Genomic DNA, 13,792 nt, shown 5'->3' with positions numbered 1-13,792 from the left:
CCCGAGAAGGGGTCAGCCCGGCGCAGCGTCCGCGCCGGTCAGCGCCCGGCGCGCTCCGACGCGACGCGCACCACGGCGTCGATCAGCGACGACGCCGAGCGCTCGTCGGCGACGACGTCGACGCGCAGGCCGGAGGCCCGGGCGTCCTTCGCCGTCTGCGGGCCGATGGCCGCGACCAGGGTCGTCTCGGGCACGGGGCCCAGCTGCAGCTGCACCTGCTCGGCGACGCTGCCCGAGGTCACCAGGATCGCGTGCACGGCCCCGCTCGCGACGTCCGAGACGACGCGGTCCTCGACCTGCACGCCCACGGTCCGGTAGGCGACGACCGAGCGGACGTCGTGACCGATGCGGGTCAGGCCCTCGGTCAGCAGGGGCTTCGCGATCTCGGAGCGGAGGGTGAGCACGCGGAGCGGATGACGTCCGCCGGTCGCCTCCGACCACTCGGCGAGGAGGCCGCGGGCCGAGTTGTCCTCGGAGGGGACGAGATCGACGGAGTAGCCGGCCGCGACGAGCGCCGCCGCCGTGGTCTCGCCGACGGCGGCGACCTTGGTGGTCGGAGGAACGGTCGTGCGCAGGAGCGAGAGCACGTCGACCGTCGTCGCGCTCGTCACGGTCATCCAGTCGAAGGCGCCGGCCTCGAGATCGGCGAGCGCCTGCTCGAGTGCCGGGAAGTCGTCGGTCGGCGCGAAGTTGATCATCGGGGCGACGAGGGGCGAGGCGCCCTTCGCGCGCAGTGCGGCGGCGACTCCGTCACCCCAGGGACCTCCGCGGGGGACGAGGATGCGCCACCCCTGCAACGGCTTCTCCCACTGGGAGTAGGCGGCGGGGACGATCACGAAGGGGCTCCCAGAGGTGCGAGTTCGGCGGCACCCGCACCGAGAAGCGCCTCGGCGAGCACAGAGCCGCAGCGGAACGCGGCTTCGACGACGGGCAGTTCGCGACCACCATACTGCGAAACCGCCAGATGTCGACCTCCGCCCCCCGAACCGTTACCGATCCGCTCCGACACCGATCGCGAGAGGGACGCGGTCCCGTCGGTCGCGAACACGACGCCGTGCAGCACGACCTCGTCGCCGTCCACGGACGCCGAGGCGCCGATCGGCGCGGCGCACCCCGCTTCGAGCGCGGCGAGCAGCGCACGCTCCGCCGTGATGGCGGCGCGCGTCTCCACGTGCTCGACGGCGGCGAGGGCCGCTCGGAGCTCGTCCGACGGCTCCTCATCGCGCACTTCGATCGCGAGAGCGCCCTGCCCGGGAGCATGCGGCGACACGTCGAAGTCGAGCAGCTCGGTGATCGCCTCGGTGCGACCGAGCCTGCGGAGCCCCGACACGGCGAGCACGATGGCGTCGAGGGGAGCGGCGCTCTCCTCCGTCACCCGGCGCAGCCTGGTGTCGATGTTGCCGCGGATGTCGACGATCTCGAGATCCGGCCGGGCGGCGAGCAGCGCCGCCCGGCGCCGCGGCGAGCCGGTGCCCACCCGGGCGCCGGCCGGCAGGGTCGCGAGCGTCCGGCCGTCGCGCGCGCAGAGGGCGTCGCGCGGATCCTCGCGCTCGGGCACCGCGCCCAGCAGAAGGCCCTCGACCGGCGCGGTCGGCAGATCCTTGAGCGAGTGCACGATCGCGTCGCAGCGGCCGGCGAGCAGCGCGTCGCGGAGGGCGCTGACGAACACGCCGGTACCGCCGAGCGACGCGAGCGATCCGCGCATCCGGTCGCCGTCGGACTCGATGCGCACGAGTTCGACGGGGACACCCGCCGCGGCGGCCATGCGGTCCGCCGTCATCCGGGTCTGCGCCACCGCGAGCGCGCTCGCGCGGGTGCCGACTCGGATGCTCACGGAACGAGGCCGCGCATCACGGGGCGACCCCGGCGAGAGCGGGCTTGAAGCCGGCGCGGACGTTCTCGCAGCAGCCGGGGCGGCACACGTCGTACCAGGGGCCGAGCGCCGTCATCGACGGCCGCTCCTCGGTCGGCGTGCCGTTGATCCGCTCCAGGACGAGGTCGACCAGGCCCGCGACGTAGACCGGGTCGGTCCCCGGCGTGGCGACGCGGATCGCGACCAGCCCGTTCTCCTCCGAGGTCTCGAGCGCCTCGTTGTCGAGGTCCCACATGACCTCCATGTGGTCCGACACGAAGCCGAGCGGCACGATGACGACGGCCTTGCGCCCGCGCGCGGGCAGCTCGGCGATCGCGTCGTTGATGTCGGGCTCGAGCCACGGCTGCGTGGGCGGGCCGGAGCGCGACTGGTAGACGAGCTGCCACGGCACGTCCACGGTGGTGGCGGCGGCCATCACGACCTCCGCGACCGCGAGGTGCTGCGCCTCGTAGGCTCCGCCGGGTCCGAAGCCGTTCACATCGACGACCGTGCCGTCGTCGTGCCGCTCGTGCGGCCCACTGCGCTCGGCGTCGGCCATCGGGATCGAGTGCGTCGAGAACAGCACCTCCACCTCGGTGGAGAGGTCGAGGCCCGGGAGGCGCCCCTGCAGCTCCTCGAGACCGTCGTGCAGTGCCGTGACGAACGGCATGACGAACCCCGGGTGATCGAAGAACTGCCGGACCTTATCGATCCGCACCTCGCCCTCGAGGCCGGTGGCGTCCAGCGCTGCGGCGTAGTCCTCGCGGTACTGCCGGCAGGACGAGAAGGAGGAGTAGGCGCTGGTCGCGATCGCGATCAGGTTCGAGAAGCCGCGCTCCTTCGCCTCCGCCACCGCCTCGCTCATGTAAGGGGCCCAGTTGCGGTTGCCCCAGATCACCGGCAGGTCGATGCCCCGGTTCGCGAGCTCGGCCTCGAGAGCGGCCTTCAGCGCGCGGTTCTGCGCGTTGATCGGGCTGACACCGCCGAAGTGGCGGTAGTGGTGGGCGACCTCCTCGAGGCGCTCCTCCGGGATCCCGCGGCCGCGTGTCACGTTCCGGAGGAACGGGATGACGTCGTCCTGCCCCTCGGGGCCGCCGAAGCCGGCGAGGAGGATCGCGTCGTAGGCGACGGGCACCTCGACGTGCTCGGGTCCGGAGGACGCCGCGGGCGTCGCCCCGCGGACGAGGATCTGAGCGGAGTCGGGGGTCGTGTCGCTCATCGGAGCACCTCTGCGATCTGGTCGGCCTCGATGCGCCGGCCTGTGTAGAACGGGACCTCTTCGCGCACGTGCCTGCGCGCCTCCGTCGCACGCAGATCGCGCATGAGATCGACGAGATTGACGAGCTCCTCGTCCTCGAGGGCGAGGATCCACTCGTAGTCGCCGAGCGAGAAGGAGGCGACCGTGTTGGTCAGCACGGAGCGGAAGCGGGAGCCCTGGCGGCCGTGCTGCGCGAGCATCGTGCGCCGCTCCTCCTCGGGGAGGATGTACCACTCGTAGGAGCGGACGAACGGGTAGACCGTGAGCCAGCGGGCCGGTGCCTTGCCGCGCATGTAGGCGGGCAGGTGGTTCGAGCTGAACTCGGCGTCGCGGTGGACGCCCATCGCGTTCCACGTCGGCAGCAGGCCTGCGAGCAGCACGGTCCGCCGCAGTTCGCGGTACGCGCGCTGGAGCTCCTCGGGCTCGGAGCCGGTCAGCCAGAGCATGAGGTCGGCGTCGGCCCGCAGCGCGGACACGTCGTAGGTGCCGCGAAGGGTGACACCCTCGTCGGCGAGCTTCGCGACGACGGACTCGTACTGCTTCACGGCCGTGGTGGCGGGGGCGGGGACGGTGAACGGACGTGCGGGATCCCTGCGGAGAACCGCCCAGAGCGTGTATCCCAGCGCCTGATCGGCGGGAGCCTGATCGGCGGGGGGCTGCGGCGCCGGAACGGCGGCGCTCGTGTCGGGGGCGGACTGAACGGGACCCGCCGGATCGGCGGTCTGATCGGTCATTGACCCATCATCCCTCCGCCCGTGCGGATGCACAAAAGCGGCGGAGGCTCTGGCGCCGGGGCCCTCCGGCCGCTAGCGCCGGAGCGGCGTCAGTCCTCGGTGACCGCGCGGACGATGCCCCAGGCGACCAGCCCGACCGCCGCTGCCGCACCGGCGGCGCCCGCGATCAGCGCCGTCGGGTTCTGCCGGCGGACGACCTGGATCTTGCGCTCGAGCGTGCGCTGCGCGTGCCGGAGCTTGCGGGGCACGTTCACCTTGTACTCGATGGCGTCGAGGGTCGCCGCCAGCTCGGTGCGCGCCCGCACGATGTCGGCCTTCAGCTGGTCGGGCTTGAGCTCGGCGGGGTCGACGAACCGGGGGGTGGTGGTGGATACCGCGCGATCAGTTGTCATAGCTGCCGACTCCCTTGAACGCCTGGACGTCCTTCTTGATGCTCTCGATCGAATCCTGCGGCACCGGCGGCACCGCCTTCTTGATCGACCTGACGCCGATCAGGGCGAGCACGACGGCCACCAGCAGGAAGAACACGGTGACGATCAGGGCCGACAGCCACGCGGGGAGCCACGAGGCGATGCCGATGATCGCGAACGTGACCAGCGTGGCCCAGGCGGTGAGGAGGAAGAACGCGGCGACGGCGAACAGCGCCACCGCGAGTCCTGCGCTCTTCGCCTTGCCCGACAGCTCGTTCTTGAGCGAGGCGATCTCGGCCTTCACGAGCTCGATGACGAGACCGGGGAGGTCGCCGACCAGCTCGCCCAGCGACCGGGCGTTCTTCGGATTGCGTTCGTTCACCACGGGAGCTCCTCGAGGGTGGGACGGGCCGGCCCTGGGCACCGGGCCGAGGGGATGAGGACTACGCCTTGCTGGTGGAGGAGGACGACGCCGCGCCTCCGGAGCCGGCCGATGCGGCGGCCTCGTCGACCTTGGCCGCGGCCTCGCGCGCAGCGGCGGTCGCCTCGGCGTCGGTGGCGCCCTGGCTCTTCCTGCTGCCGGAGACCGCCTTCACGACGACCGATCGCACGACCTCGTAGGCCTTGTCCGAGACGGTGCTGAGCTGCGTCTTCGCCGCTCCGCCGACCGCTCCCGCGACGTCCTGCACCGGCTGAGTCTGCCAGAACCGGTTCGCCGCCGCGGCGATCTGCTCGTACCGCTTGCGGCCGGCCCGTGCTCCCAGCACGTATCCGGCTGCGGCTCCTGCCACGAAAAGAATCTTGCCCTTCACGCCTACTCCTCGTCCTGACCCGCTCGTGCGGCTCGTTCACGCGGTCGATGACCACTCGTGTCGGGGCACGCCGCGCTCACGCGGATGCCTGCGACCCAGAGTAGCCGTCACCGTCATATCCTTCGCGCGGAATGCCGACGCCTTGACGCACCAGTCGGCGCCGGATAAGAGCCGAGGTCTCTGCGGCGTGCGGCAGGACGGAGGCGAGACCCGTGCCGGCCAGCCAGGTGCCGGTGACCGCGACCCCCTCCACCGGAGCGAGGGCCTCGCGGAACGCGTCGAGGTGCGCGCGCCGGCCCAGAGCCGCCGCGGGCCTGACGTTCGCCCAGCGCACGCGCGCGGAGTCGAGGAGGGACGCGGGGTCGAGCTCCAGGCCGAGCAGCACGGAGGCGTCCCGCAGGGCGATCGCCGCCGCCTCCGCGTCGCTCGCGCCCTCGAGCGGCGGCCGCTCGCCGGGTCTGCCGTAGGAGAGGCGGAGCACGTGCCTGCCGGCGGGCAGGCTGCGCGCGAGCCACTCCCACTTCGCGGTGGCGTGGGTGAGGGCCTTGGCCGTCACGTCGCCGGCGGTCGGGGCGACCAGCACTCCGGAGCCGCGGGGTGCCGCATCCAGGCGCGGATCGTCGACGACGAGGGTCACGAGCTCGACGGAGTCGTCGGTCGGCTCGCCCTCGTCCCGCACCGCGGGCACGAGACCGGCGAGCAGCGCGCGCGCGTCGCGCTCGGGAGTCGCGACGATGACGGAGCGGGCCGAGAGCCGGCCGTCGGCGGTCTCGAGCCGGAAGAGCCCGTCCGCGTGCCGGTCGAGGCCCGTCACGACCGCACCGACGCGGATCTCGCCCGACAGGTAGTCGATCCGCGCCACGAGGGCGTCGACCAGTCGGTGCATCCCGCCGTCGATCCCCCGGACCGCGACTCCTGCCGGCAGATTCGCGCGGAGCGCCGAGACCGCCCCCGCGAGCGAGCCGCGGCGGGTGATCGCGCCGTTCAGGCCCGGGGCGGCGACCTCGACGTCGATGTCCTCGGGCCGAGTCGAGTAGACCCCCGAGACGACCGGCGCGACCAGGTCCTCGAGCACGCGCACGCCCATCCGGGTGCGGACGAGCTCGGCCAGCGAGTGGGCGCGGCCGATGCGCAGCACCGGCATCAGCCCGTCGAGCCAGGCGCGGGCCGCACCGCGGCGGCCGATCGCGCGGACGACGTCGGGAGCCAGCGGGATGCCGGGGATCCCGAGGATCCCCGCCCGCGGCGACGGGACGGAGCGGCCGCCCGAGAGGTGCAGCCACGAGCCGCCGGTGCTCGGCTCGACCACGGACTCGACGAGGGGGCGCCCGTCGATCATCAGGGCCGAGAGCGCCGCCTCGACGTGACCGCCCCGAGTGGCGAAGCTCTCGGCTCCCGCGTCGAGCACGACTCCGGCGATGTCGAGCGGAGCGACGGAGCCGCCGACCCGCTCGCCCGCCTCGAGCACGACGACGCGCAGACCGATCCGGAGGCACTCGGCCGCAGCGGCGAGCCCCGCGACACCCCCGCCGACCACCACCACGTCGTAGTCGGCGGCGGGACCCTCCGCGGTCACGGCCGCCAGTCGTGCACGTGCGCGACCAGGCGCGTGAGCACGTCGGGATCGGTCTCGGGGGGCACGCCGTGCCCGAGGTTCAGCACGTGGGCCGGTGCGCTCAGCCCGCGGAGGAGGACGTCGTCGACGTGCGCCGCCAGGACCTCCCAGGGGGCCGACAGCAGTGCGGGGTCGACGTTGCCCTGCACGGGCACGAATCCGCCCAGCCGGTGGTTAGCCTCGTCGAGCGGGATGCGGTAGTCGACCCCCACCACGTCGGCGCCGATGCCGTGCATCGCCCCGAGCAGCTCGCCCGTCCCCACGCCGAAGTGCACGATCGGCACGTTCCTGCGGATCTCGCCGTGGTCGAACGCGAGATCGCGCACGTGGCCGAGCGCGCGCGCTGAGGCGGGGGCGACGTGGGCCGTGTAGTCGGCGAGCGAGAGGGCGCCCGCCCAGGAGTCGAAGAGCTGCGCCGCACTCGCCCCGGCGAGCACCTGCGCACGGAGGAAGCGCCCCGTGACCTCGGCGGTCCACTCCATGAGCCGCGACCACGCCTCCGGATCGGAGTGCATCAGGGTGCGGGCGCGGATGTGGTCCTTCGAGGGCCCGCCCTCGACGAGATAGGCGGCGAGCGTGAAGGGCGCACCGGCGAAGCCGATCAGCGGAGTGTCGCCGAGCCCCGCGACCGTGCGGCGCACACCCTCCCGGATGGGCTCGAGGGTCTCGTCGAGGACCGCGGGGTCGATCGCGCTCAGCTCCTCGACATCGGCGGCGGTGCGCACCGGCTTCTCGAGCACGGGACCGCGGCCGGGCACGATGTCGACGCCAACGCCCGCCAGACGCAGCGGGATGACGATGTCGCTGAAGAAGATCGCCGCGTCCACGCCGTGCCGGCGCACCGGCTGGAGGGTGATCTCGCTCGCGAGGGCGGGGTCGAGGCACGCGTCGAGCATCCGGGTGTCCGTGCGCAGGGCCCGGTACTCGGGGAGGCTCCTCCCCGCCTGGCGCATGAACCAGACGGGAATCGACTCCGGCCGGTCGGAGCGGTAGGCGCGCAGCAGCGAGGAGTCGGCGGTGCGCCCGGAGGCGAGAGGGTGCTGCTCGTCGAGCAGGCCGGCGGTGGGGGAGGTCACCGCGGCATTATTCCAGGCGCATCCGTGCATTCTTCCTCCGTCTCGGAGGTGCTGCCCATCGGCCGCGCGTACACTGCCCAGGTGCTTCTGTGTCTGACGGCGTCGCACAAGAACGCCAGCTTCGATCTCCTCGAGAAGCTCTCCGTCGACTCCTCCGCCGTGGCGTCCGCGCTCGCGGACGGCATCGACTTCGTCTCGGGGGCCGTGGTCGTCGCGACCTGCAACCGCTTCGAGGCCTATCTCGACATCGACGAGCCGCTGACGGCCGCGCAGGCCGTCGCGGTCGAGGCCGCCACCGCCGCGGTCAGCTCGGCGACCGGCGTCGACCAGGAGGATCTGCGCGGGAGCGTGGACGTCGTCTCGGGCGACCGCGTCGCCGAGCACCTCTTCGCCGTCTCGAGCGGACTCGAGTCGGTCGTGGTCGGCGAGGGCGAGATCGCCGGGCAGGTCCGCCGCTCGCTCGAGGAGGCGCGGCGCCTGGGCACCACGTCGTCCGAGCTCGAGCGGCTCTTCCAGCGGGCCTCGCAGACCTCCCGCGGCATCAAGAACCGCACCGGCCTCGGCAGTGCCGGCCGCTCGCTCGTGCGCCTGGCGCTCGATCTGGCCTCGAGCCGCATCACCGACTGGCGCGCCGCCCGGGTGCTGCTCGTCGGCACCGGCAGCTACGCGCGCGCCACGGTCGCCGCGCTCCGCGATCGCGGAGTCGTCGACATCGCCGTGCACTCCCCCTCCGGGCGCGCCGAGGGGTTCGCCGCGCGGCGGGCGCTCCGGGCGATCGATGCGGCGAGCCTCGCGGTCGAGGCCGTCGCCGCCGATGTCGTCATCACCTGCACCACGACGCAGGAGCCGGTGCTCGACGCGGCCCTGCTCGCCGACGGCCGACTCCGCGGCGCCTTCCTCGAGCGTCAGCTCGTGATCGACCTGGGGCTCCCCCGCAACGTCGCGGGCGACGTCACCGGTCTCGCCGGAGTCGAGCTGCTCGACCTCGAGACCATCAGCCTGCACGCCCCGCTCGAGGTGCTCGACGCCTCCACTCAGGCGCGAGCGCTCGTCGACAAGGCGGTGCGCAAGTTCTCGGACGTCGCCGACGAGAAGAGCCTCACCCCGGCGGTCGTCGCCCTGCGCGCCCACGTGTTCGACGCCCTCGACGCCGAGATCGAACGTGCACGCTCCCGCGGCGACGACGACGGACGCACGGAGCAGGCCCTCCGCCACCTCGCAGGTGTGCTGCTGCACACGCCGAGCGTGCGCGCCCGCGACTACGCCCGAGCGGGCGAGCAGGAGGCGTACCTCACCGGACTCGAGGCGCTCTTCGGCATCCAGGTGCCCGCCGAGCCCGCCGTGGCGCGCCCGCTCGACGAGACCGGCGAGTCCGCAGCGACCGCATGAGCGCGCCCGGCCTGCGGCTGCCGTTCGAGGCCGCGCCGATCCGCACCGAGCGGCTCCTGCTCCGGCCGCTGAGCCTCGAGGACGCGGCCGACCACGCGAAGTACCAGGGCGATCCGGAGGCGGTCCGCTACCTCCGCTGGCCGGTGCGGACGCCCGAGCAGTCGCGGGCCCACCTGCTCGTGCGGCTCCCGTCCGATCGCCTCGCGGCGGACGGCGACGTCGTCGTGCTCGCGATGGTGCCGGCCGACGGTCCGTCCGCGGGACGCGTGATCGGCGATCTGACCCTCATCGTCTCCTCGGCCGCCCAGGGCGCCGTCGAGATCGGCTGGGTGCTGCACCCCGAGGCGCAGGGCCTCGGCTTCGCGACCGAGGGCGCCCGGGCGCTCCTCTCGCTGGCGTTCGACGAGCTCGGCGCCCACCGGATCGTGGCGCAGCTCGACGACCGCAACACCGCCTCCGCCCGCCTGTGCGAACGGCTCGGCATGCGCCTCGAGGCGCACCACCTCGAGGACGAGCACAGCAAGGGCGAGTGGACCTCGACCCTCGTCTACGCGCTGCTCGCCCGCGAGCGCTGACCCCGCGCGCTCAGGCGCCGCGCAGACCCGTGAAGAGGTACGACTCGAGGTCGGTGAGCGGGATGCGCTCCTGCTTCATGGTGTCGCGGTCGCGCACCGTCACCGCGTCGTCCTCGAGGGAGTCGAAGTCGACCGTCACGCAGAACGGCGTGCCGATCTCGTCCTGGCGGCGGTAGCGGCGACCGATCGCCCCGGAGTCGTCGAAGTCGACGTTCCAGAGCTGGCGGAGCCGATCGGCGACCTGTCGCGCGAGCGGCGAGAGCGCCTCGTTGCGCGAGAGCGGCAGCACCGCGACCTTGACCGGCGCGAGACGCGGGTCGAGGTGCAGCACCGTCCGGGTCTCGACCTTGCCCTTGGCGTTCGGCGGCAGCTCCTGCTCCTCGTAGGCGTCGACGAGGAACGCCATCAGCGCGCGCGTGAGACCGAAGGACGGCTCGATCACGAACGGCACGTAGCGCTCGTTCTTGTTCTGGTCGAAGAACGAGAGGTCCTTGCCCGAGTGCTCCATGTGGGTCTTGAGGTCGAAGTCGGTGCGGTTCGCGACCCCCATCAGCTCGCCCCACTCGCCCGAGGCGAAGCTGAAGCGGTACTCGATGTCGACCGTGCGCTTGGAGTAGTGGGAGAGCTTGTCCTTCGGGTGCTCGTACTGGCGGATGTTCTCGGGGTCGATCCCGAGGTCGACGAACCAGTCCCAGGCGAGCTGCATCCAGGTCTCCTGCCACTCCTCGTCCGTGCCGGGCTCGACGAAGAACTCGAGCTCCATCTGCTCGAACTCGCGGGTGCGGAAGATGAAGTTGCCGGGAGTGATCTCGTTGCGGAACGCCTTGCCGATCTGGCCGATGCCGAAGGGCGGCTTCCTCCGCGCGCTCTGGAGCACGTTGGCGAAGTTCGTGAAGATGCCCTGCGCCGTCTCGGGCCGCAGGTAGTGCAGGCCCGACTCGTCGTCGACGACTCCGAGGTAGGTCTTCATCAGGCCCGAGAACTGCTTGATCTCGGTCCACTGGCCGATCTTGTCGGGGTGCTCGGGGTCGGGGATGTCGGCGAGGCCGTTCACGGGCGGGTGGCCGGTCACCTCCTCGTACTTCTCGAAGAGGTGGTCGGCGCGGTAGCGCTTGTGCGTGACCAGCGACTCCGTCAGCGGGTCCGAGAAGACCCCCACGTGACCGGAGGCGTGCCAGATCGCCGTCGGGAGGATCACGGCCGAGTCGAGGCCGACCACGTCGCCGCGGCCCTGCACGAACGCCTTCCACCACTGGCGCTTGATGTTCTCCTTGAACTCCACGCCGAGCGGGCCGTAGTCCCAGGCGGAGCGGGTGCCCCCGTAGATCTCCCCCGACGGGAAGACGAATCCCCGGTGCTGGGCGAGGGTGATGACCTTGTCGAGGGTGGTGGTGGGTTCTGCCACGGGGAGCTCCTCAGCTGTTCGGGCGCACGGGGCCCTGACGCGCGCCGGCTGCGCGCGTCCTGTCTTGTGTGCATCCATGGTAGCCGCGGGCATGATGGCCGGATGAGCAGCCTCCCGCCGATCCTCGTCTCCGCCGTCGCCGTCGTCCGCGACCGGCGGCTCCTGATGGTGACCGCGCGCGGGCGCGACGTGGTCTACCTGCCCGGGGGCAAGGTCGATCCCGGCGAGACGGGTGCGGAGGCGGCCGCTCGCGAGGCCGAGGAGGAGCTCGGCGCGGCGCCGACCCGGCTCGAGGAGCTCTTCACCGTGCGGGAGCAGGCGCACGGCGAGCCGGAGGGCCGGGAGGTGCACATGACGGTCTTCGCCGCCGAGCTGGGCGCCGAGCCGCGGGCGAGCGGCGAGATCGACTCCCTGCACTGGATCGACTCGAGCCAGGCGCACCGCTGCCCGCCGGCCGGCGTCGCCACGCTGACCCGCCTGCGCGCCCTCGGCCTCGTCGACTGACGACGCCGTCGTCGGGAGGCGACCGGGGCGGCTAGCCTCGTGCCGTGGAGACGAGACGACGCGCGAGGGACCGGACGGGGAGCGAGGGCGGGCAGCGGCTCGAGGCGGTGCGGATGGATGCGGCAGTGCCGATCCTGCGGATCTTCTCGGTCGCGAAGGCGGGCGAGTTCTACGTCGACTACCTCGGCTTCACGGTCGACTGGGAGCACCGCGCGAGCCACGAGGCGCCGCTGTACCTGCAGGTCTCGCGCTCGGGCCTCCGGCTCCACCTGAGCGAGCACCACCGCGACGGCAGCCCCGGAGCGGCGGTGCACGTCGCACTGCGCGGAGTCCGCGAGCTGCACGCCGAGCTCGACGCGAAGGAGTACCCCTACCTGAACCCGCGGATCACCAGGACGGCGTTCGGGTTCTCGCTCGATCTGATCGATCCGTTCGGCAACCAGCTGCGCTTCGCCGAGGCCGTACCGGAGCCGAGCGCCTCCTGAGAGAGCGGTGGTCGAGCGTTCACCGCCCGTCCATTCGATTCGAAGTGCGGTCGCCTAGCGTGGCGACGATGGCACTTCGGGGGACGACGGAACGACCGAGCAGGGTCGGGGCCACGGGGCGGACGCGCTGGGCGCTCCTCCGGGCCGGGCACGTCGCGCCTCTCGCGATGGGCACGGTCGCGTCGACCGCCGTCCTCATCGGCTCGCTGGGAGTCGGCTACCTGCCCCGCGACTCGTCGCTCCGGGCGTGGCCGCTGATCGCCGCGATGCGCTCCACCGGGTGGCTCACCGAGGCGAGCGCGATCGCGGTCGTGGGCGGCGGCGTCCTCCTCCTCGTCGCGTGGCTGCGGCTGCGCTCCGTCGCCCTCGACGACCGGCCCGGCTCGCTCCGGGCGGTCGTCGTGGCGGCCGTGGCCTGGGCGATGCCCCTGCTCATCGCCGTGCCCCTCTTCAGCCGCGACATGTTCTCCTACGTCGCCCAGGGCCGCCTGATGACCCAGGGGATCGATCCCTACACGAACGGGGTGGCGACGCTGCCCGGCTGGTTCGCGCTCGGCGTCGATCCGCTCTGGGCCGACACCCCGACGCCGTACGGGCCGCTCTACCTGCTCGCCGAGAAGACGGCCGTGCAGCTCGCCGGCTGGACCGCGCCCGAGCTGTCGATCGCGATGCTCCGCGCCCTCTCCGTCGCCGGAGTCGCGGTGCTCGCCGTCTACGCGATCCGCCTGGCACGCCTGCGCGGGCTCTCGACCTCGCTCACCGCGTGGACCGTCGTGGCGAATCCGCTCACCCTGGTCCTCTTCGTCGTCGCCGGGCACAACGACTCGGTCATGCTCGCCCTGATCCTCGCGTCGCTCTACTACGGCCACACCGACCGGAGGATCGTCGCCGTCGTGCTCATGGGCGCCGCCATCGCGGTGAAGCCCGTCGCGGTGATCGCGCTGCCGGTGCTCGCGCTGCTCTGGCTCCGGCACGACTCCTCGCTGCGCGAGCGGGTCAGGGCCTGGGTCTGGAGCGGCGTCGGCGCGCTCGCGTTCGTCGTCGTGATCGGTCTCGCGGCCGGAGTCGGGGTCGGCTGGGTGGTCGCGATGGTCGTGCCGGGCACGATCCTGCACTGGTACGCGCCGATGTCGTTCGTCTCGGTCGTCGTCTCGAGCGCGGTGGAGCTGACCGGGCACGATCCCGGAGTGGCGGTGACGCTCGTCAAGATCCTCGCGCTCGCCGTCGCCGCAGGCATCGCCGCCGCGCTGATGCTCACGCGTCGGGCGATCGATCCCCTCGCCCGGCTGACGAGCGCGCTTCTCGCGTTCGTGACCGCGTCGACCGCGATCCACCCGTGGTACGCGCTGTGGATCCTGCCGATCGCGGCGCTCTCCCGGCCCTGGACGAGCGCCCACCGCCATCTCGCCGTCTACGCCACGATCTTCCTGATGTGCGTGACCCTGTCGGAGCCGGTCGACGGCGGCGGCGGGATCGTCGACCAGGTCCCGGCGCGGGTCGCGACGATCGCCGCGATCGCCGTGGTGGGGCTGTACATCGTGCTCGGCTACTCCGAGGAGGAGCGGGTCGACCCGCGAGGCCTGATCCGGGCGGTCCCGTTCGGCTCGGAGTTCGTGCGACGGGTCAGCGGGGGGCGCCTGGGCGGCGTCCTCGTCGAGTCGCACGCACGGGAGTAGC

At 72.6% G+C, this 13,792-nt stretch carries 15 protein-coding genes; 5 read left to right on the top strand and 10 right to left on the bottom strand.

All coding sequences use genetic code 11. The annotated features are described in order from the left end of the window. Nucleotides 1-38: 38 nt before the first annotated feature. The 9 genes from B9Y99_RS01410 to hemE form a co-directional block, all read right to left on the bottom strand. A complete protein-coding gene (locus B9Y99_RS01410) occupies nt 39-833 on the bottom strand; it encodes a uroporphyrinogen-III synthase (protein WP_085476182.1) in 795 nt (264 codons plus the stop codon). Next, nucleotides 833-1,834 carry a hydroxymethylbilane synthase gene (hemC, locus tag B9Y99_RS01405; protein ID WP_085474827.1) on the bottom strand — a complete coding sequence of 334 codons (1,002 nt, stop codon included), beginning with the start codon at nt 1,832-1,834 and terminating at the stop codon, nt 833-835. Before hemC ends, B9Y99_RS01410 begins: the two co-directional genes overlap by 1 nt. Nucleotides 1,835-1,850: 16 nt before the next feature. Next, complete coding sequence (locus B9Y99_RS01400; RefSeq protein ID WP_085474826.1) at nt 1,851-3,071, bottom strand: ferrochelatase; 1,221 nt, start codon at nt 3,069-3,071, stop codon at nt 1,851-1,853. Beyond that, entirely contained in the window at nt 3,068-3,844 is a 777-nt protein-coding gene (gene hemQ / locus B9Y99_RS01395; protein ID WP_085474825.1) for a hydrogen peroxide-dependent heme synthase, read from the bottom strand. Before hemQ ends, B9Y99_RS01400 begins: the two co-directional genes overlap by 4 nt. Nucleotides 3,845-3,933: 89 nt before the next feature. After that, nucleotides 3,934-4,236 carry a DUF3618 domain-containing protein gene (locus B9Y99_RS01390; protein WP_085474824.1) on the bottom strand — a complete coding sequence of 101 codons (303 nt, stop codon included), beginning with the start codon at nt 4,234-4,236 and terminating at the stop codon, nt 3,934-3,936. Further along, nucleotides 4,226-4,639, bottom strand: coding sequence for a phage holin family protein (locus tag B9Y99_RS01385; protein WP_085474823.1), 414 nt, complete (start codon nt 4,637-4,639; stop codon nt 4,226-4,228). Before B9Y99_RS01385 ends, B9Y99_RS01390 begins: the two co-directional genes overlap by 11 nt. A 58-nt stretch (nt 4,640-4,697) precedes the next feature. Next, nucleotides 4,698-5,066, bottom strand: coding sequence for a hypothetical protein (locus B9Y99_RS01380; RefSeq protein WP_129587849.1), 369 nt, complete (start codon nt 5,064-5,066; stop codon nt 4,698-4,700). 76 nt (nt 5,067-5,142) lie between these two features. Further along, nucleotides 5,143-6,642 (bottom strand): protoporphyrinogen/coproporphyrinogen oxidase, encoded by a 1,500-nt coding sequence (locus B9Y99_RS01375; RefSeq protein WP_280157819.1) that lies wholly within the window; start codon nt 6,640-6,642, stop codon nt 5,143-5,145. Then, nucleotides 6,639-7,787: a uroporphyrinogen decarboxylase gene (gene hemE / locus B9Y99_RS01370; RefSeq protein ID WP_085474820.1), complete on the bottom strand. Its 1,149-nt coding sequence runs from the start codon at nt 7,785-7,787 to the stop codon at nt 6,639-6,641. The genes B9Y99_RS01375 and hemE overlap by 4 nt, the downstream gene beginning before the upstream one ends. 51 nt (nt 7,788-7,838) lie before the next feature. Here hemE and B9Y99_RS01365 point away from each other — a divergent pair, with 51 nt between their 5' ends. Continuing rightward, the gene (locus tag B9Y99_RS01365) at nt 7,839-9,146 is read left to right on the top strand and encodes a glutamyl-tRNA reductase (protein WP_085474819.1); all 1,308 of its coding nucleotides are present in this window, start codon (nt 7,839-7,841) and stop codon (nt 9,144-9,146) included. After that, a complete protein-coding gene (locus B9Y99_RS01360) occupies nt 9,143-9,721 on the top strand; it encodes a GNAT family N-acetyltransferase (protein WP_085474818.1) in 579 nt (192 codons plus the stop codon). The genes B9Y99_RS01365 and B9Y99_RS01360 overlap by 4 nt, the downstream gene beginning before the upstream one ends. 10 nt (nt 9,722-9,731) lie before the next feature. Here B9Y99_RS01360 and B9Y99_RS01355 read toward each other — a convergent pair whose 3' ends face one another. Then, nucleotides 9,732-11,126, bottom strand: coding sequence for a glycine--tRNA ligase (locus tag B9Y99_RS01355; protein ID WP_085474817.1), 1,395 nt, complete (start codon nt 11,124-11,126; stop codon nt 9,732-9,734). 102 nt (nt 11,127-11,228) lie between these two features. Here B9Y99_RS01355 and B9Y99_RS01350 point away from each other — a divergent pair, with 102 nt between their 5' ends. The 3 genes from B9Y99_RS01350 (at nt 11,229) to mptB (ending at nt 13,791) form a co-directional block, all read left to right on the top strand. Next, entirely contained in the window at nt 11,229-11,630 is a 402-nt protein-coding gene (locus B9Y99_RS01350; RefSeq protein WP_085474816.1) for an NUDIX domain-containing protein, read from the top strand. 44 nt (nt 11,631-11,674) lie between these two features. Next, nucleotides 11,675-12,115 (top strand): glyoxalase superfamily protein, encoded by a 441-nt coding sequence (locus tag B9Y99_RS01345; protein WP_208856868.1) that lies wholly within the window; start codon nt 11,675-11,677, stop codon nt 12,113-12,115. Nucleotides 12,116-12,183: 68 nt separating this feature from the next. Next, nucleotides 12,184-13,791, top strand: coding sequence for a polyprenol phosphomannose-dependent alpha 1,6 mannosyltransferase MptB (mptB, locus tag B9Y99_RS01340; RefSeq protein ID WP_129587848.1), 1,608 nt, complete (start codon nt 12,184-12,186; stop codon nt 13,789-13,791). Nucleotide 13,792: the final 1 nt, after the last annotated feature.

Origin of the sequence: Rathayibacter oskolensis (genome assembly GCF_900177245.1) — a bacterium.
Lineage (GTDB): Bacteria > Actinomycetota > Actinomycetes > Actinomycetales > Microbacteriaceae > Rathayibacter > Rathayibacter oskolensis.
The sequence above is the reverse complement of the archived record's forward strand: the minus strand, read 5'-3'. Positions and strand labels throughout refer to the sequence as shown.